This is a genomic window from Halomonas eurihalina (assembly GCF_008274785.1).
GTDB classification, from domain to species: domain Bacteria; phylum Pseudomonadota; class Gammaproteobacteria; order Pseudomonadales; family Halomonadaceae; genus Halomonas; species Halomonas eurihalina.
The window spans coordinates 1-18673 of the sequence record NZ_VTPU01000018.1 but is presented as its reverse complement, the minus strand read 5'-3'; the positions used below and the strand labels follow the sequence as shown (position 1 = coordinate 18673).

19 protein-coding genes and 1 tRNA gene are annotated in these 18673 nt (G+C 62.0%); 9 read left to right on the top strand and 11 right to left on the bottom strand.

Going from position 1 to position 18673, the window contains the following annotated elements; all coding sequences use genetic code 11:
• Positions 1-111 precede the first annotated feature (111 nt).
• A complete protein-coding gene (locus FZZ93_RS15365; protein WP_149323187.1) occupies positions 112-453 on the top strand; it encodes a hypothetical protein in 342 nt (113 codons plus the stop codon).
• Between the two features lie 117 nt (positions 454-570).
• Here the strand turns inward: FZZ93_RS15365 and secF are convergent, their stop codons facing one another.
• The 5 genes from secF to queA all read right to left on the bottom strand — a co-directional run bounded on the left by secF (position 571) and on the right by queA (position 6123).
• Positions 571-1497, bottom strand: coding sequence for a protein translocase subunit SecF (gene secF, locus FZZ93_RS15360; protein WP_149323186.1), 927 nt, complete (start codon positions 1495-1497; stop codon positions 571-573).
• Positions 1498-1506: 9 nt separating this feature from the next.
• A complete protein-coding gene (gene secD, locus FZZ93_RS15355; protein WP_149323185.1) occupies positions 1507-3357 on the bottom strand; it encodes a protein translocase subunit SecD in 1851 nt (616 codons plus the stop codon).
• Between the two features lie 138 nt (positions 3358-3495).
• Positions 3496-3834, bottom strand: coding sequence for a preprotein translocase subunit YajC (gene yajC / locus FZZ93_RS15350; protein ID WP_149323184.1), 339 nt, complete (start codon positions 3832-3834; stop codon positions 3496-3498).
• A gap of 80 nt (positions 3835-3914) precedes the next feature.
• Positions 3915-5033: a tRNA guanosine(34) transglycosylase Tgt gene (gene tgt / locus FZZ93_RS15345; RefSeq protein ID WP_187774551.1), complete on the bottom strand. Its 1119-nt coding sequence runs from the start codon at positions 5031-5033 to the stop codon at positions 3915-3917.
• Positions 5034-5043: 10 nt separating this feature from the next.
• Positions 5044-6123, bottom strand: a complete 1080-nt coding sequence (gene queA, locus FZZ93_RS15340; protein ID WP_149323182.1) for a tRNA preQ1(34) S-adenosylmethionine ribosyltransferase-isomerase QueA — start codon at positions 6121-6123, stop codon at positions 5044-5046.
• Between the two features lie 138 nt (positions 6124-6261).
• Between queA and FZZ93_RS15335 the strand changes: the two genes are divergently transcribed.
• Positions 6262-6348, top strand: a tRNA-Leu gene (locus FZZ93_RS15335).
• A 51-nt stretch (positions 6349-6399) separates the two neighbouring features.
• Here FZZ93_RS15335 and FZZ93_RS15330 read toward each other — a convergent pair.
• Positions 6400-7248: an ATP-grasp domain-containing protein gene (locus FZZ93_RS15330; RefSeq protein WP_149323181.1), complete on the bottom strand. Its 849-nt coding sequence runs from the start codon at positions 7246-7248 to the stop codon at positions 6400-6402.
• 148 nt (positions 7249-7396) lie between these two features.
• Positions 7397-7639, bottom strand: coding sequence for a hypothetical protein (locus tag FZZ93_RS15325; RefSeq protein WP_149323180.1), 243 nt, complete (start codon positions 7637-7639; stop codon positions 7397-7399).
• Between the two features lie 403 nt (positions 7640-8042).
• Here FZZ93_RS15325 and rnk point away from each other — a divergent pair, with 403 nt between their 5' ends.
• Entirely contained in the window at positions 8043-8450 is a 408-nt protein-coding gene (rnk, locus tag FZZ93_RS15320) for a nucleoside diphosphate kinase regulator (RefSeq protein ID WP_149323179.1), read from the top strand.
• 277 nt (positions 8451-8727) lie between these two features.
• Entirely contained in the window at positions 8728-9348 is a 621-nt protein-coding gene (locus FZZ93_RS15315) for a LysE family translocator (protein ID WP_149323178.1), read from the top strand.
• 13 nt (positions 9349-9361) lie between these two features.
• Here the strand turns inward: FZZ93_RS15315 and FZZ93_RS15310 are convergent, their stop codons facing one another.
• The 3 genes from FZZ93_RS15310 to kynA all read right to left on the bottom strand — a co-directional run bounded on the left by FZZ93_RS15310 (position 9362) and on the right by kynA (position 12368).
• Positions 9362-9730, bottom strand: a complete 369-nt coding sequence (locus tag FZZ93_RS15310) for a YgjV family protein (RefSeq protein WP_246146238.1) — start codon at positions 9728-9730, stop codon at positions 9362-9364.
• Between the two features lie 60 nt (positions 9731-9790).
• The gene (locus FZZ93_RS15305) at positions 9791-11440 is read right to left on the bottom strand and encodes an acyl-CoA dehydrogenase family protein (protein WP_149323177.1); all 1650 of its coding nucleotides are present in this window, start codon (positions 11438-11440) and stop codon (positions 9791-9793) included.
• A 73-nt stretch (positions 11441-11513) separates the two neighbouring features.
• Entirely contained in the window at positions 11514-12368 is an 855-nt protein-coding gene (kynA, locus tag FZZ93_RS15300) for a tryptophan 2,3-dioxygenase (RefSeq protein ID WP_149323176.1), read from the bottom strand.
• 141 nt (positions 12369-12509) lie between these two features.
• Here kynA and FZZ93_RS15295 point away from each other — a divergent pair, with 141 nt between their 5' ends.
• Entirely contained in the window at positions 12510-13061 is a 552-nt protein-coding gene (locus tag FZZ93_RS15295; RefSeq protein ID WP_149323175.1) for an NUDIX hydrolase, read from the top strand.
• A 71-nt stretch (positions 13062-13132) separates the two neighbouring features.
• A complete protein-coding gene (locus FZZ93_RS15290) occupies positions 13133-13621 on the top strand; it encodes a glutathione peroxidase (RefSeq protein ID WP_149323174.1) in 489 nt (162 codons plus the stop codon).
• A gap of 105 nt (positions 13622-13726) precedes the next feature.
• Here FZZ93_RS15290 and FZZ93_RS15285 read toward each other — a convergent pair whose 3' ends face one another.
• Positions 13727-15763, bottom strand: coding sequence for an NADH:flavin oxidoreductase (locus tag FZZ93_RS15285; protein ID WP_149323173.1), 2037 nt, complete (start codon positions 15761-15763; stop codon positions 13727-13729).
• A 123-nt stretch (positions 15764-15886) separates the two neighbouring features.
• On the opposite strand from FZZ93_RS15285, the gene FZZ93_RS15280 reads away from it, so the two are divergent.
• The 3 genes from FZZ93_RS15280 to FZZ93_RS15270 all read left to right on the top strand — a co-directional run.
• The gene (locus FZZ93_RS15280) at positions 15887-16678 is read left to right on the top strand and encodes a pyrroline-5-carboxylate reductase family protein (protein ID WP_149323172.1); all 792 of its coding nucleotides are present in this window, start codon (positions 15887-15889) and stop codon (positions 16676-16678) included.
• A 112-nt stretch (positions 16679-16790) separates the two neighbouring features.
• Positions 16791-18278, top strand: coding sequence for a sodium/proline symporter PutP (gene putP, locus FZZ93_RS15275; RefSeq protein WP_149323171.1), 1488 nt, complete (start codon positions 16791-16793; stop codon positions 18276-18278).
• A 21-nt stretch (positions 18279-18299) separates the two neighbouring features.
• Positions 18300-18673, top strand: a 374-nt coding sequence (locus FZZ93_RS15270) for an electron transfer flavoprotein subunit beta/FixA family protein (protein WP_149323170.1), incomplete at its 3' end; no start/stop codon positions are given.

Below are 18673 nucleotides of genomic sequence, written 5' to 3'. Positions count from 1 at the left end.
TCTAGATCGATGAGTCGGTGTACGTTGAAGGTATCCGGCGGCCTGTTCGGGCGCCGGTTTCATGCCCCCGGCCTCGCCGGACCATGAACACCACCCGCGAGAGGAGTGACGATGCAACCGCTCAGCTATTATTACTACAACGTGCTGGAAAGCCTGGAAAAACCCTGCGATGTGCCCGCCCTGCATCTCCAGGAAGGCTATGATCTTCTGTACCGCTACGGTGGACGCGTCGAGATGGACTTGATGCGCCGTGCCGAAGCAGCCAGCGCGAATGGCGAGCCGTATCATTGGCACGAGGCCCTCGATGACGAGCAGCAGGACAAGCTGCGACGTGCCCTCGATGACGAGAACCCCGCCAAGATCCTCAAGGTGATGCAGCGCAACGGTTATGCCGGCGTGCTTTACCACCACGCCCGTGAAGTCTTTTGTCCCGACGCGCAAGGCGTCGCCTGAGGAGGGCGGTGAGCAGGTGGTGGTGCCTGAAGCGACACCGCCAAATGCCGCTAGATGAAAAAGCGCCACCCGGCATGCCGGGTGGCGCTTTTTGGTTGGGTCGTCTTCGCGCGACCGTTAGGGCAGTTCTTCTTCGGCTTCCGCGTCTTCCTTCTTCGCCGGCATCAGATCCGCGCGCTGTAGCTTGAGCGGTAGCAGCAGGGCGGCGGAGACATAGATGGACGAGAAGGTCCCGACCGTGATGCCGATGAACAGTGCCACGGCGAAGTAGTGGATCATGTCGCCACCAAGAATCATCAGGGCCAGTACTACCAGCAGGGTGGTGCCGGATGTCGCGAGTGTCCGCGACAGGGTCTGGTTGATGGATTCGTTGAAGATGGCGGGCATGTCGTCGATACGCGATTTGCGGATGTTCTCGCGGATGCGGTCATAGACCACGATGGTGTCGTTGAGCGAATAACCGATCACCGCGAGTACCGCTGCCAGCACTGTCAGGTCGAACTCGAAGCCGAACAGCGCAAAGACACCCAGCACGATGAAGACATCATGGCCCAAGGCCAGCAGGGCACCGATGGCGAACTTGTACTGGAAGCGGAAGGCCACGTAGAGCACGACGACGCCAAGCGCCACCAGCATGCCCATACCGCTCTGGTCACGCAGTTGGTCGCCGACTTGGGCGCCGACGAACTCGGCACGCACCAGATCCACGCTGTTGCCGCCCTGGCGGAGCAGGTCGACGACCTGGTCGCCAACACCGGCATCGAAGGCTTGCTGCAGACGAATCAGCACCTCGGTGGAGGCACCGAAGGTTTGCACCGCCACGTCCTTGAAGCCGGCGGCCTCCAGGGTTTCGCGGACTGCACTGAGCGCCGGCGCCGTGGCATAACGAACTTCGACCAGGGTGCCGCCGGTGAAATCGAGTCCCAGGTTGAGCCCCAGGACCAGTATCGCGACCACCGATATCAGCAGCGTTGCCACCGAGATGATGAAGGCATAGCGGCGCTTGCCCATGAAGTCGAATTGTCGATTGATGAGGGATTGCATGGCCACCTCTTATATCCAGAGCTTCTTGACCGGCTTGCCGCCGTAGCGCAGATTGACCATCGCACGAGTCACCATCAGTGCGGTGAACAGCGAGGTCAAAATGCCCAGTGACAGCGTCACGGCGAAGCCCTTGACCGGCCCGCTGCCGATCGAGAACAGAATCAACGCCACCAGTAGGGTGGTGATGTTGGCGTCGACGATCGACGAGAAGGCGCGCTCGTAACCGGCGTGAATGGCTTGCTGGACCGATAGCCCGTTGCGTAGTTCCTCGCGGATGCGCTCGAAGATCAACACATTGGCGTCCACTGCCATCCCCAGGGTCAGCACAATACCGGCGATGCCCGGGAGGGTCAGGGTGGCGCCCAGCATCGACATGACAGCGACAAGCAGGGTCAGGTTGAGCGCCAGGGCAATGTTGGCGAACACCCCGAACACCCGGTAGCGCACCAGCATGAACAGCACCACCAGCAGCAGCCCGACCTGAACGGACAGAATGCCGCGCTCGACGTTCTTGGCGCCAAGGCTCGGCCCGATGGTGCGTTCCTGCGCGAAGTACATCGGCGCGGCCAGCGAGCCAGAGCGCAGCAACAGTGCCAGGTCGGCCGCCTCGGTGGGCGACTCCAGGCCGGTGATGCGGAAGCTGTTGCCCAGCGCGCTCTGGATGGTGGCCAGGCTGATGATGCCGCGCTCGGTGTCCTGTGTACGCACAGTGGTGGGCTCGCCGTCCTGCATCACCGTGCGCTCACGGGAATTGTGCTCGATGAACAGCACCGCCATGTTGCGCCCGATGTTGGTGCGGGTGGCACGGTTCATCAGGGTGCCGCCGGTGCCGTCGAGATCGATGTTGACCTGAGGGCGGCCATTTTCATCGAAGCTGCGGTTGGCGTTCGAGACCCGGTCGCCTGTAATGATCACGTCGCGCATCAAGGTCGCGGTACGCGCCTCTTCGTTACGGAACGAGAAGGTCTCGGTTTCGGCGTCCGGCGTGTCGGAGCGCGCCTCGAGGCGGAATTCCAGGTTGGCCGTGGCGCCGATGATGCGCTTGGCAGCGGCGGTATCCTGAACGCCGGGCAGCTCGACAACGATGCGATTCGGCCCCTGGCGTTGCACCAACGGCTCGGAGACGCCCAGTTCGTTGACGCGGTTACGCAGCGTGGTCAGGTTCTGGTTGACCGCATAATCCTGGATCTCGTTGACGGCGGTGTCGGTCAGGGTCATTTCCAGGCCGGCGCCGCGCGCCTGTTCGACGTTGCTGTAGTCGAACTCGGGATATTCGGGAGCGATCAGTTGCCGAGCCTGGTCACGATCCTCGGCATTCATGAAGCCCATGCTGATCGAGCGTTCGTCGATCTCGGTATTGCGATAGCGTAGCCGCTCGTCGCGCAGGACGTTGCGCATGGCGCTGGCGTCCGATTCCAGGCGCTGGGAGAGCGCAGCATCCATATCGACTTCGAGCAGGAAGTGCACGCCGCCGCGCAGGTCGAGGCCAAGCGTCATGGGCGAGGCTGCCAGCGATTCCAGCCAGGAAGGCGTGGATTCGGCCAGGTTCAGTGCCACGACATAGTCGTCGCCGAGCGAGTCGCCGAGCAGGTCGCGTGCTCTGATCTGGTCGTCGGCGTGGCGAAGCCGGATCAGGACGCTCTGGGGTTGACGCTCGATGGACTGCGTGGCGATGCCCGCTTCATCGAGAGAATCCTCGAGGCGGTCGAGCCGTCGTTCGTCGAGGGTAAATTCGCCGCGGTCACTGCTGATCTGTACCGCCGGATCCTCGGGGAAGAGGTTGGGAAGGGCGTAGATCAGGCCGACGACGAGGACGAGGAGTATCAGCAGATACTTCCACAGGGGATAACGGTTGAGCATGGGGGCCCTGCCCTCAGGTTGCTGATGATGGAGACGGGCGTTGCGTCATCACGAGCACCGGGCGGAAGCCGGTTGGCCGGGCCCCGCCTCGGTGGTCGCAGGGCAGCTCGCGCCGCATGGCAGCGCGAGCGTGTCCAGTTAGATGGACTTGAGCGTGCCCTTGGGCAGGACAGTGGCCACGGCATTCTTCTGCACGCTGACCTCGGTGCCCTCGGCGATTTCCATGGTGAGGAACTCGCTGTCATCGCTGACCTTGGTGACACGGCCCAGCATGCCGCCGCCGATGACGATTTCATCGCCCTTGGAAAGGCTGGTGATCAGCTTCTTGTGCTGCTTGGCCCGCTTGGCCTGAGGGCGCCACAGCAGGAAGTAGAAGATCAGCACGAAGCCGACCAGCATCACGATCTGGGCGATGCCACCGCCCGCTGCGCCGCCGGCGTCCTGGGCCAGGGCCGGGGAAATGAAGAAGTCCAGCATTTACGACAGTCTCCTGAGTCGTGGTAAACAAAGTGGCGCCTGACGGCGCTCGTCGGCGGGCCCCTCGGGCCGGCCAACCGTCAATTCGGTGCGGGAGGTACCGGCAGACCGCGCTGCGCGTAGAACCCTTCCACGAAGTTGGCCAATGTACCCGCTTCGATGGCACCGCGCAAACCAGCCATCAGGCGCTGATAATGGCGCAGGTTGTGGACAGTATTAAGCATCGAGCCGAGCATTTCACCGCAGCGATCCAGATGATGCAGATAGGCGCGCGAGAAGTGCTGGCAGGTGTAGCAATCGCATCCTTCTTCCAGCGGCCCGGTATCGTGGCGGTGCTTGGCGTTGCGGATCTTGACGGTACCTTCAGCCGTGAAGAGATGACCGTTGCGGGCGTTGCGGGTTGGCATCACGCAGTCGAACATGTCGACGCCCCGGCGCACACCTTCCACCAGGTCTTCCGGCTTGCCCACGCCCATCAGGTAGCGCGGCTTGTCGGCCGGCATCCATTCGGGCAGATAATCGAGCACTTCGATCATCTCTTCCTTGGGCTCGCCTACCGACAGGCCGCCGATGGCATAGCCGTCGAAACCGATCGCATCGAGCCCTTTCAGGGAGGCTTCGCGTAGCGCCGGATACATGCCGCCCTGAATGATGCCGAACAGTGCCGAGGGCGAGTCACCGTGCGCATCGCGCGAACGTTGTGCCCAGCGCAGCGACATTTCCATGGAGCGCTTGGCTTCGTCGAAGCTTGCCGGGTAGGGGGTGCACTCATCGAAGATCATCACGATGTCGGAGCCCAGCGAACGCTGTACCGCCATGGATTCCTCGGGACCCATGAAGACCTTGGCACCATCCACCGGCGAACGGAAATGCACGCCTTGCTCGGTGATCTTGCGCATCTCGCCAAGCGAGAAGACCTGGAATCCACCCGAGTCGGTGAGAATCGGCTTGTCCCACTGGGCGAAGTCGTGGAGGTCGCCGTGGCCCTCGATGACCTCGGTTCCCGGGCGCAGCCACAGGTGAAAGGTGTTGCCGAGAATGATGTCGGCGCCGATCTCCTCCACTGACTGGGGCGTCATGCCCTTGACGGTGCCGTAGGTCCCGACCGGCATGAAGGCAGGCGTCTCGACCGTGCCCCGGGGGAAGGTCAGTCTGCCGCGGCGCGCCCGGCCATCGGTGGCCAGGCGCTCGAAAGTCATGAAGCACTCGTTACGCATCGGGAGTCTCGACATCAGCGTGTCTAGTGGGTGAAGAATTGTGACGGGTCAATAACATGGCGTCGCCATAGCTGAAGAAGGCATAGCCCTCCTGAACCGCCTCCCGATACGCCGCCATGACCGTATCGTAACCGGCGAATGAGGACACCAGCATCAACAGGGTCGACTCAGGGAGGTGGAAGTTGGTGACCAGGGCGTCGACCACGCGCCATTCATAGCCCGGATAAATGAAAATATCGGTCTCGCCGCTGTAGGGCGCGATGTCGCCATCGGAGCTTTTCAGGCTGGCCGACTCCAGGCAACGTACGCTGGTGGTGCCCACGGCGATGACGCGATTGCCCCGCGCACGTGTGGCGCGGACTTGCTCGCATACCGACGCCGAGACCTCGATCCACTCGCTGTGCATCTCGTGTTCGCGGATGTCGTCGACGCGTACCGGCTGGAAGGTGCCGGCCCCCACGTGGAGGGTAACGAAGGCGCTTTCCACGCCCTTGGCCGCGAGGCGCTCCAGCAGTGGCTCATCGAAGTGCAGGCCGGCGGTGGGTGCGGCCACGGCGCCATCGCGCTTGGCATAGACCGTCTGATAGCGCTCCCGGTCGGAGAGCTCGTCGTCGCGGGTGATATAAGGCGGCAACGGCATGTGGCCGTGGCGCTCGAGCAGCGCGATCAGTGGCGTCTCGCCGAGAAAACGCAGCTCGAACAGTGCCTCGCGGCGTCCCTCGACCACGGCCTGGATGCCGCCCTCGAAGGTCAACTCGGTGCCGATCTTCGGGGACTTGCTGGAACGCAGGTGGGCAAGACCGCGGTGCGCATCCAGCGGACGCTCCAGCAACATCTCCACGCGACCGCCGCTGGCCTTGTGCCCATGCAGCCGCGCCGGAATCACGCGGGTGTCGTTGAACACCAGCAGATCGCCCGGCGCGAGCTTGTCGATGAGCTCGGGAAAGCGGCAGTGGTCGAGGGCGCCGCTGGCACCGTCGACGCACAGCAGGCGACAGTCGCTGCGTTGCTCGGAGGGATAGCGGGCGATCAGCGCCTCGGGAAGCTCGTAATGGAAATCGGCGCGCTGCATGGCGTGACTCAGTTGATCAGGATAAAGCAGAACGGAGCCGCCAGCACGGCGGCAAGCCGCATAGGATACCGCTTCCTGGCCACGAAGTCAGGATGGTGATTGACCTGCCACGCTGGCTCCGTATAATGCAACGCCGTTGCCGGTGTGGCGGAATTGGTAGACGCAGCGGATTCAAAATCCGCCGCCTTCACGGGTGTGTCGGTTCGAGTCCGACCACCGGCACCACTTTTACATCAAGTGGTTAGCGGCATTTCCCTTCTTTTTGCAGCACTCTCCTCAGTAGAACAAGCCATCGATGATGGCATCACAGAGCTTCCCGTGGGTTGCGCGATCAAAGGCGGCAAACATCGGCTGCGTGTTGACCTCGAGGAAATGCAGGGTTCCTTCCTCGTCTGCCATGAAATCTGCTGCCGCAAAGTCGAGCTCTAGGTGATCCAGCAGCCGCATCAGGTCATTGCCGAGGGTGTGTGGGACCGCAGTGTGGACGATCTTGACATCCTGCGTGCGACGGTAGTCGAGTTCGGAGGAATACAGCCAGAACGCCATCAGGGCGGGTCCAATACGGTAAATCCTCATCTCGGGGCGCTGCAGGCGTGGCTGGATGAAGCGAGGGTAGTCGAGGGTGGGTGATTGATGTAACTCACTGACCAGCCCCGTGTATTCTCCTCCGGCAACCGGCTTGTGCACCTTGGCCTCTGCTGAGGTATCAAGGTTGGAGAGGTCGTTGACGACAATCGTGTCGGGAATCGAGAGCCCATGCGCCTGTGCAAGGAGCAGGTTCTGTACCTTGTTGTTCTCACAAAGGTAGGAGTGTCGGTTGAATACTTGGACACTTGGCTGGCTGACGGCCCAGCCACGAACGGCCTGGAACCAATTAAGAGCACTGGTTTGCGCCCTTTTTCTATCGGAAGCCTGGTGCAGGAAGACATCGTGTCTGATGAAACAGGCCGTGGGCGATATTTCGCTATCATTCACTTCAAGGCGGTTGCCCTGAATGTCGATGCGTAAATTCGGTGTCTGATTCGGGCCAACCAGGAGACTGTAGAATGGAATGTCTCGATAGGTTAGTCGTTCATGCAGCGCTCTAAGATTGACGTCGAACTGACCGCCGGCGATCAAAATCATGACGTCTGGAGACCTGTGTTGACAGCGATTGTTGTGTATCGGATGGCGGTGTAGTGGCCAGGAGAAGAAGCATTCGGGTTGTCAAGCCAGGCTAGGGAGGTCACCAGGGCTGAAAGAGGGCGCGTCGTGCCCTGGTGACCTGGCGCATCTATTCGGACTTGGCTGATGCACCAATGTGCAGTTCGATATCGAGTGCCACCGGGGCGTTATGCCAGGGCTCTTCCTCACCGACTGCCATGGTCGTAGCCCATCCTCCGCCGAGCTCGTCGAGTGAAAGCATGGCGCTCTGATCGTTTACGCCACCGTTCACGAATACGTATTCGTTCTCTTGTAGGGGTCTGATGCCTTTGGGGGATGGGAGGCTTGTGGTGGCATGATGCTTGTCGACCATTGGTATGCTCTCCTGTGTCTCCTGGTACGCAATCTCTTGCCGGCTTCCAAGTGATGCCTGCCAATTGGAGGCGTCGTCTCAAGGAAAGTCGATGATTCCTTGAGAAACAGGTGCCTTGGGAGCTTGGCGTGAGTATAGATGCCCACATCGAGGGGTGTGGGTAGCGTTGTTGTGAGGTTTTGTTATCGCCTGTTGCCGATGATGTGTCATGCCCCCTCGCCTAGGGAACATGTGCGCCAGGCGGCTGGATATCGACAAGGCGGAAGCACGGGGGATCATGCGGCCTGTCTTTCCTCGTGGTGATGTCGTATGGTGGCTTCGTGGACAGTCCTTCTCCCGCTAACGGGTGGAGGGCTGTTTTTATTGGTTATTTCCGTACGCCATGTCTGGCAAGGAGGCTCATGTGGTGGCGCGTCCCCCCTTGATCATCAATCGGCTCGATGCCGAGCGACTGCAGCAACTCATTGATGCGGCCGGCGAGGATGTCGTGGCGCTTTCCCTGGAGGAGGAACTGGAGCGTGGCGAGGTGCTTGAGCCGGAGCAGATTCCGGCGGATGTGATCAGCATGAACAGCCGGGTGCGCTTTACCGACCTGACGCGCGAGCGTGAGATCATCAAGACCCTGGTTTATCCTCATGCGCTGGATGCCACCGAAGATGGCGTTTCGGTAATGGCGCCGGTCGGCGCGGCCTTGCTCGGTCTGCATGTCGGCGATGTCATCGAGTGGCCGCTGCCCGGAGGGAAACGGACGTCACTGCGCGTCGATGCCATTCTCTGGCAGCCGGAGCGGGAAGGGCAGTTTCACCGCTAGGGTCTGTATGAAAAGTGCCTGCAATCGGTGATGCAGTGTTGAAACCGATCTCGTGCGCGAGTCCGATCAAAATGCTCATTTACCCTTGTAAACTGCGCTTTCTCGACCGATTTCGCCTTGCCTCACCTTCGCTCGTCGACTTTTCGTACAAGACCTAGGAGGCGATGGAGCCGGTACTGTCATCGTCTCCCCATCGTCAGGCGGTCATTTCACAACGCATCTGTTCTCGCCGACAGGCCGGGAGACGCCTTGTCGGTCATGTTTACGGAGAATGCTCATGCCACTTTCCCTCTGGTTGTCGTTGGCGGCTGTCTGTGCCATGGGGGCCATGTCGCCCGGGCCGAGCCTGGCGCTGGTGTTACGCCATACCCTCGGGGGCGGTCGCATGCCGGGCGTGGCGGCGGCCTTGTCCCATGCCCTGGGGGTGGGGTTTTATGCGCTGCTGACTGTTTGGGGGCTGGGAGCGCTGATCGTGCGGTTCCCGGAGCTGTTCCAGATGATCACCTGGGCTGGGGCGGCCTATCTGGCCTGGTTGGGCATCAAGGCTCTGCGTGCCGGGCGAGCAGGAGCGCTCAACGCGGATGCCATGGCAACCTCTGGCATGCAAGCGGCGCGTGAAGGGATGCTGGTGGCACTCGGCAATCCCAAGCTCATCCTGTTTTTCGTCGCTCTGCTCAGTCAGTTCGTGACGCCGGACATGAGTCTGGCGGCACGTGCGATCATCGTGTTCACGGCCATGATCATTGATGGCGGCTGGTATGTGCTGGTCGCCGTCGGGCTATCCCATTCCCGAGTGTTGCCCTGGTTGCAGGCGCGTGCCCACTGGATCAACCGCGCCACCGGGGTGCTGCTGCTGGCGTTGGCGCTGCGGGTAGCCTTGGAGCCTATTGGCGGCTGAAGCCGGCAAGGCGTCACAGGGCGCCATGCAGCATGAACATGCCATAGGTACCCAGCAACCCCGCCGCCAAGGCCGGAATATCCTGTGGTCCGCCCCAGGTCAGGGCGGCGATCGCGAGGGTGGCGACCAGCATCGCGAGCATGATGCCGGTATTGCGCGGATAACGGCGTGCCAGGGCGATGCGCAGCACGATCAGTGCGGAGATGCCGGCCGCCACCCAGCTCTGGAAGAGAGCGAACTGTGCGGCGAAGGCAACATTGGCAAACACCAGAATCACGAACAGCCGGTCGTCGCGCTTGCTGGCAAAGGCGACGACGCAAAGCGCCAGGGCGACAAGGCTGACCGCCTGCCCCAGCATCCACCTGAGCGTCCAGTCTTCCATGAGAGGCTCCGCGACATAAGGGCTCCGGCCCCACACTCTACACGCAAAACCCTGGGAAGCTCAGGCCTGGATACGGTTCAGGATCGCCGCTTCCGGCGCATCCGCGGGCAAGGTCCCGAAAACGGGGCTGGCATCGATGAGCCGCGAGCGACAGAAGGTCTCGCCGATCTCGGCAGGAGCGTGTTGCAGCAGCAGGGCGCCCTGCAGGCATTGGGCCAGGCGTTGTGTCAGCCAGCGTGCCTGTCGCTCCAGGGTGTCCGGCGGCGCTTCGAGACGCGTGACGAGTTCCTGCATGGCGGCATCCAGCGCTGGTGATGCGCCGCGAGCGGCGTCGAGTTCCTGGCGGAGTGCCGTCAGTGCTTCGGGATGGCGACCGAAAACCCGCAACACGTCGAGGCAGATGACGTTGCCCGAGCCTTCCCAGATGGAATTCACCGGCGCTTCGCGATAGAGCCGCGCCAGCGGCGATTCTTCCACATAGCCGATGCCGCCCAGGCATTCCATGGCCTCGGCCAAAAAGCCGGGGGCGCGCTTGTTGTGCCAGTACTTGGCCAGGGCCGGCAACAGGCGTGCCAGGGCGGTCTCGTGGGCGTCACCACGGGCGGCGCCGTCGAAGGCACGGGCGGTGCGCAGGGTCAGGGCGACGCCGGCCTCGACTTCGAGGGCCATGTCGGCGAGCAGGGTGCGCATCAAGGGCTGTTCGGCCAGGCACCGGCCGAAGGCGTGGCGGGCTCGAACGTGCCGCCACGCCTCGCTCAGTGCCTGACGCATCATCGCCACCGGAGCGGTAGCGGCATCGAGCCGGGTCTGCTGAACCATCGAAAGGATGGTGGCGATGCCGCGTCCTGGTTCGCCCAGCGGTTCGGCCCAGGCATCGCGGTATTCGATCTCCGCCGAGGCATTGGCCCGGTTGCCGCACTTGTCCTTGAGTCGTTGCAGTTCGATGGCGTTGCGCTCGCCATCCGGGGTGAAGCGAGGCACCAGGAAACAGCCGAGGCCCTCGTCGGTCTGCGCCAGGGTCAGGAAGGCATCCGACATGGGCGCGCTACAGAACCACTTGTGGCCGTTCAACCGCCAGCCGTCGGCGACGGGAGTGGCTTGGGTGGTGTTGGCGCGAACGTCGCTGCCGCCCTGTTTCTCGGTCATCGCCATGCCAAAGGTCAGCGCCGTCTTGCGTTCGGCGGGCAGTGCCCGGGGATCGTAATCCCAGTGCAGCAGGCCGGGAGACCAGTGTTCATGCAGGCTTGGCGAGTGGCGCAGCGCCGGCATGGCGGCATGGGTCATGGTCACCGGGCAGCAGAAGCCGGGCTCGGCTTGGGTGAGCAGGTACAGGGCTGCCACATGGGCCTGGTGCCCGCCGCGGCCTTCTTCCTGCCAGGCAACCGCGTGCCAGCCATGGTCCATGGCCAAGTGCATCAGCTCATGGTAGGCCGGGTGGTAGTCGACGGCATCCAGGCGTCGCCCGTAGCGGTCGAACAGTCGCAGTTCGGGCGGGTGATGGTTGGCGGCCTCGCCCAGGGCACGGACGCGTTCGCTGCCGACGTCGCGCCCCAGCGGCGCCAGGCGTTCGGCTACCCAGTCGGGGGCCTCGCGGGCTAATGCTTCGCGCATCGGCAGGTCATCGTCGAGTAGGTGGCGATCCTCGGAGGGAGGAGGCTGGTTGGTCACCTCATGGGTGGCCAACCGGGCACGCGGCGCGTATTCCTGCATGGCAAACTCCGATGACTGGGCCTGTTGTGAGCATGGCCGCCACTTGGTGCCCGGTCAACGCTTTCGGCAGCGCTCAGATAGTGGTTCTCACCGACCAGAGTTCGGGGAAGAACTGCAGGTCGAGGGCCTTGACCAGATAGCTGACACCTCCGGTGCCACCGGTACCGCGACGATAGCCGATGATGCGCTCGACGGTCTTCATGTGGCTGAAGCGCCATTTCTGGAAGTTGTACTCCAGGTCGACCAGCTTTTCGGCCAGTTCGTACAGGTCCCAGTGGGTCTCGGTGTCGCGATAGATCTCGCGCCAGGCATCCTCGACGAGCGATGAGGCGCTATAGGGCTCGGACCAGTCTCGCTCGAGCCGGTCGTCGGGGATGTCGAAGCCGCGCCGCCCCAGTAGTTGCAGGGTGATGTCGTAGAGACTCGGCGCGTGCAGCACCGCGAGCAATCGCTCATGGTGGTGGGGATGGGCACGGTGGGCCTCGACCATGCGCGCGTTCTTGTTGCCGAGCAGGAATTCCAGTTCCCGGTACTGGTATGACTGGAAGCCGGAGCTCTGGCCCAGTTCGTCGCGGAAACTCAGGTAGTCCGCCGGGGTCAGGGTGACGAGGACTTCCCAGGCCTTGATGAGTTGTTCCTGAATGCGCGCGACTCGAGTCAGCATCTTGAAAGCGGGGCGCAGGTCGCCGTGGCGAATGCGCTCGGCGGCGCCGTGCGCTTCGTGCAGGCACAGTCGTATCCAGAGTTCGGAGGTCTGATGGATGACGATGAACAGCATTTCGTCGTGTTCATGGGACAACGGGCGCTGGCAATCGAGTAGCGTCTCGAGGTTCAGGTACTGGCCATAGCTCATGGCCTGATCCCAGTGCACGCCCTCGTCGTCGAGATCCACCTGGCGGCTGTCGGCATTCGCATCGGTATCGCGCATCGCTCGGGCCTTGTCGTTGTTGTCGGTAGGGTGAAGACTGTAACGCAGCCGCTGGCGAGGGCGAAGGTGTCGTTGCGGCAGGGAGGTGACGTGCCCACGACGGGCCGTTAGGCTGAATCCATTTCCCTTCAGGGAGTTTCCATGGCCACCGATCCAGGTGTGTCGTCCGAGCCGACGACGGTCCAGCGCATATCCGACGAGAGCATCCAGTTGGTGGATGCGCGCAATCGGCCTTGCGGCAGCGCGCTGCGCGCGACCATGCGCCGCTATCGCTTCTGGCATCGTGCCACCTATATCGTGGTGCGCAATGCGCAAGGCGAGCTATGCGTGCAGCGCCGTACGCTGTTCAAGGAAGTCTTTCCCGGCGGCATCGACCTGGCTGCCGGTGGCGTGGTCGGTGCCGGCGAGGCGGTGCATGTGGCGGCGAGACGCGAGCTGGCCGAGGAACTTGGAATTGAGGGGGTTCCCCTGCGGCATGTGCTGGAATTCGTTCATGCCCGGAATGGCAATCACATCTTCGGTAGTGCCTATCTGGTCGACTACGATGGCCCCTTGATTCTGCAGGCAGAAGAAGTCGCCGAGGCCTTCTGGCTGCCTCCCGAGCAGGCACTGGTGCTCGAGGATGTCACACCGGACACGCGCCAGGTGGTGGAAACGCTTATCCACGACGGCTCGCTTGCAGCCTCCAGGTGAGTCTTCGGCGCGGGACTGGCGCCGAGGGAGCCGGCGTGGCATCGTGATGGAACAGACAGCGAGCCCGAGCCATGAGCATCCATGACCACGATTGCCGCACCCATAGCGGCGAGCCCTTCAACCTCCGCGCCTTGCGCGGCCAGGTGCTCCTGATCGTCAATGTGGCCAGCCGCTGTGGATTCACGTCCCAGCTCGGCGAGCTCGAGCGTCTCTATCGGCGTCACCGCGACCGCGGCTTTACCGTGCTGGCGTTCCCCTGCAACCAGTTCGGGCGGCAATCTCCCGAGTCGGCAGCCGGGTTCTGCTCGTTTGGTGAACAGACCTATAGCGTGACCTTTCCGATGATGGAAAAGGTGCAGGTCAACGGGCGCCACGCTCATCCCTTGTTCATCGAACTCAAGCGCGAGGCGCCGGGGGTCCTGGGGACGAAGGCCATCAAGTGGAATTTTACCAAGTTCCTGGTGGCTCGGGATGGCCGTGTCGTGCGTCGTTTCTCGCCGCGGGCGGGGATCAGGGAGCTCAACGAGGCGCTGGAGTCCATTCTGGATGAGCCTTGGTAATGGCTGACTGAGGCGTGCCGCGTCACGAGCGACTGAACGGAATAGCCGCCATGCTCGGCGGCTATCCTGGATATGGAAGCGTTATCGGCATTGTCGCGGCCGGTTTCACAGATCCTTGACCAGTCTGAGGGCGTCATAGATGGCAGCATGGGTATTACGCGACTCCACGGCATCGCCCAGTCGGAACAGTTGGAAGCTGCCGCCGGCATGGCGTACGACCGATTGTAGGTTGCCGGCGATCAAGTCATCGTAATCCACTTCGCCGCCGTTCGAGGCGTGCTCCTTGAGCTCGAAGTAGACATCGGCCATGGGCGTGATGCCGTAGTTAACCACGACCTGATCGATGTGGCGTTCATGATTCAGGTCCATGTAGTCACTGGTGACCCTGGCCAGCAAGCCATTGCCTTCCTTTTCCACGGACTTCAGACGATAGGTCGGTGTGAACGTCACGTTGGGGCGCTGCAGTTCACGCATGTAGGGCACCAGGTTCATGGCCATGATCTCGGCCGAGAAGGTGCGGTCGGGGGTCATGATTTCCACTTCTGCCCCGGTGGCGGCGATGATCTCGGCGGCTTGCAGGGCGGCGTGGTCTCCGGCGTCATCGAACAGCAGTACCTTGTTGCCTGGCGCAACGTGGCCCGAAAGGATATCCCAGGTGTTGACCACCAGTTGGTGGCCCTGAGCGGGCATGTCCTCGATGGGGTAACCACCGGTGGCCACGATCACTACGTCCGGATTCTCCGCGAGCACTTCCTCGGCCTCGGCAAAGACGTTGTAGCGAATTTCCACCCCGAGCGCCTCGCAGCGTGACAGGCGCCAATCGATGATGCCCATCATCTCGCGACGACGCTTGCTCTGTGCGGTCAGACGTACCTGGCCACCGGCTTCGCTGGAAGCCTCCAACACCAGAACCTCATGGCCGCGCTCGCCGGCGACACGGGCGGCTTCCAGGCCGCCAGGCCCTGCGCCGATAATGACGATTCGTCGCTGCTGAGTGGCGGGTGGAATTGTGTGCGGCATGGTGGTTTCACGCCCGGTGGCCGCATTGTGAATACAGTAGGCGGCGCCGCCCTGATAGATGCGGTCCAGGCAGTAGTTGGCACCCACGCAGGGGCGGATCTCTTCTTCGCGGTCTTCCACCAGCTTCTTGACGATATGCGGCTCGGCCATATGGGCGCGTGTCATGCCGATCATGTCGACCAGGCCGGAAGAAATGGCATGACGGGCCGTGGCGACATCCTGAATCTTGGCGCCATGGAAGGTGGGGAAATCGACCTGGCGGCGGATCTCGCCGGCGAAATCCAGGTGAGGGGCACTGCGCATGCCCTGTACCGGGATGACATCGGTCAGGCCCGGGTCGGTATCGATGTGTCCCCGAACCACATTGAGGAAGTCGACCAGGCCACTGTCCTTGAGGCGTTGGGAGATATCCATGCCATCTTCCGGCGTCAGGCCGCCCTCGAGCATCTCGTCGCCGGTATAGCGCAGGCCGACGATGAACTCTGGTCCCACCCGTTTGCGAATGGCCTCGAGCACTTCGAAGGTGAAGCGCAGTCGGTTGTCCAGACTGCCGCCATAAGGACCCTCGAGGGTATTGGTCAGCGGCGACCAGAACTGATCCATCAGGTGACCATAGGCCTGCAGCTCGATACCGTCGAGCCCTGCCGCATGCATGCGTTCGGCGGCATCGGCGTAATCGCGGATCAGGCGTTCGATATCCCAGTCCTCGACCTGCTTGGGGTAGGCACGATGCGAGGCCTCACGATGGTGTGAGGGCGAGACCGTCGGCAGCCAGTCGCCCTTGTCCCAGCGCGTGCGCCGGCCCAGGTGAGTGAGCTGAATCATCACCGCCGTGCCGTGTTCATGGCAGGCATCCGTCAGCTCGCGCATCCACGGCACGACCTCATCCTTGTAGGCCAGGATGTTGTTGAACACCGGCGGACTGTCCCTGGACACCGCAGCCGAACCGGCCGTCATGGTCAGGCCCAGGCCTGCTCTGGCGCGCTCGACGTGATAGGCGCGATAGAGCTCCTTGGGCATGCCGTCTTCTGGGTATGCCGGTTCATGGGACGTCATCATCAGACGGTTCTTGATGGTCAGGTTCTTGAGCTGAAACGGCTGCAGCAGGGGATCGGTGGCCACGGTCGGATTCTCCTTAGTGTTGCGTTCTTGATTGTTGTGTTCTTGACAACGTTAGAGTCGAATGTACATAATTGTCAATTATATGTTCATCGATGTACATAAGGCTTCCGAGAGGTACGACGCATGTTGGAAAGTGCGGTGGTTGGCCTGATTGGCGGGCAAGGTTGGGTGGGGCGCGCTCTGGGGCTGGCCTTGCTGGAGAAGAATCTGCTGGCGCCCGAGCAACTGGTGATTTCCTCTCGTTCAGGGAAGCGCGGTGCCTATGTGGATTGGCCCGGCGTGCGCTGTGTTCAGGACAATCGGCAGCTCGCTGACCTGGCGGATGTCATCGTGCTGTCAATTCGTCCGCAGGATCTCGTTGATATCGACATCCAGGTCGGCGACAAGCTGGTGATATCGCTGCTGGCGATGGCCTCGCAGCAGGCCGTATCGCATCAACTCGGCAGCCAGCGAGTGGTGCGGGCCATGCCCAATGCGGCCGCGGAAATCCAGCGTGGCTACTTTCCCTGGTATGCGTCACCGGCCATCAGTGATGCCGATCGCGGCATCGTGCAGGCGTTGCTGGAAAGCTGCGGCACGGCACGCGAGGTGTCGTCCGAAGACGCGATCGACTACCTGACGGCGGTGAGCGGTGCCGGGCCCGCCTATCCGGCCCTGCTGGCGCAGGCAATGCTGTCGCATGCCAGACAGGCGGGACTCGACGGTGACGTCGCCCGGGAAGCCGTGATGCAGACCCTGATGGGCGGGAGCCTGTTGCTGGAACAGCAGGCGGCTGAGCCCGGCGAGATGGTCAAACGCCTGGTGGATTATCAAGGCACCACCGCCGAGGGACTGCGCACCATGATTGAGGGCGGTTTCGAGCGGGTCGTCCACGAGGGGCTGCAGGCGGCCTATCGAACCGCCAGGGGGGGATAAGCACGTATCTGGCCGACGTTGTGTTGGCCAACCATTGATCACCAGACCCATAACAACGAGTACGCCGAACCTCCGGTTCAAGACCAACAATATTCAATAATCAGGTTCCACAATGATAGATACGAGTCACGGTGTCGTGATCGGCACCTTCATGGCGTATTTCGTCGTCATGCTAATCGTCGGTTTTGTCGCCTATCGGCGTTCCAACAGTTTCTCCGACTATGTGTTGGGCGGTCGCACCCTGGGGCCATTCGCCACGGCGATCTCTTCCGGAGCTTCCGAGATGTCTGGCTGGCTGTTGATTGCCATGCCCGGTGCGGCCTTTCTGACAGGCATGTCATCCTTCTGGATTGCCGTGGGCCTGCTGGCGGGCGCGCTGCTCAACTGGCTGATCGTGGCGCGCCGCCTGCGGGTCTATAGCTTCATCGCCAATAATGCTCTGACGATTCCCGAGTATCTGGCCGAGCGCTTTCAGGACCGCACGCTGGTGTTGAGACTGATATCGGCGATTTTCATCATTATCTTCTACCTGTTCTACACCAGCTCAGGCCTGGTGGCTGGCGGAAAACTATTGAACACTGTCTTCGGCATGGACTATTCGCTGGCGGTACTGGCCGGTGCCCTGGCGGTCATTTCCTACACCTTTTTCGGTGGTTACCTGGCGGTCTCCTGGACCGATGTCATCCAGGGCATGATGATGTTCCTGACCCTGGTCATCGTGCCGGTGGTGGCAATATATGAGCTTGGTGGGGTCGGTGACGCTTTCTCCGCCGCAGAAGGCGCCAAGGCAGGTATTCTGAATGGCCTGCGTGATGCCTCGACCGGCGAATGGCTGACTTGGACGGCTGTCGTCAGCTCACTGGCATGGGGGCTTGGCTACTTCGGGCAACCGCATTCACTGGCGCGCTTTGCCGGCATCAATGATGCACGCAATATCCCCATGGCGCGTTGGATTGCGGTGACCTGGACGGCTGTCGGTCTGGTGGGCGCCCTGCTGATCGGCATACTCGGCAACGCCTATTTCCCCGAAGGCCTGGATGACCACGAGCGCATCTTCATGTTCATGATCGATATCATGTTCAATCCGCTGGTCGCCGGGGTATTGCTGACGACAGTGATGGCTGCCGTCATGTCGACAGCCGACTCTCAGTTGCTGATCTGTTCGTCGACGATTGCCGACGATATCTACAAGGCCGTTTTTCGCCAGTCCGCCTCGCAAAAGGAGCTGGTCATGGTGGGACGTGTGGCGGTCCTGGGCGTATCCAGTGTGGCGGTCATGCTGGCCTTGAACCCTGACTCCAATGTACTCGGCCTGGTGTCGTATGCCTGGGCAGGGTTCGGTGCGGCCTTCGGGCCGGCCCTCATCGCGTCACTCTTCTGGCCACGAATGAACCAGTGGGGCGCCCTGGCAGGTGTCATTATGGGGGGATTGACCGTCATTATCTGGGGGCAACTCAGTGGCGGTATCTACGCTATCTATGAAATCGTGCCGGGCTTTATTTTATCAGCATTGGCCATTGTCCTCGTCACGCTGATGACGCCGAAGCCCAACGAGAATGTGGGCCGTCAGTTCCAGAGCATGCTGAAAGAAATTCAATAAATTTCATCGGGAGTTCTCGTCATGAAAATCCTCGTCGCGGTCAAACGCGTCATCGACTACAACGTCAAGATCCGGGTCAAGCCGGATAACTCCGACGTTGACCTCACCAACGTCAAGATGGCCATGAATCCCTTCTGCGAGATCGCCGTGGAAGAGGCCGTACGCCTGAAGGAGGCCGGCACGGCCAGCGAGGTGGTCGCGGTCACCGTCGGTCCCAAGGCCGCCCAGGAGCAGCTGCGTACCGCCCTGGCGCTGGGCGCCGATCGCGCCATCCACGTGCAGACCGACGAGCGTGTCGAGTCGCTGGGCGCGGCCAAGGTGCTGGCCAAGGTGGTTGAAGAGGAGCAGCCGGAGTTGGTGATTCTCGGCAAGCAGGCCATCGACAGCGACAACAA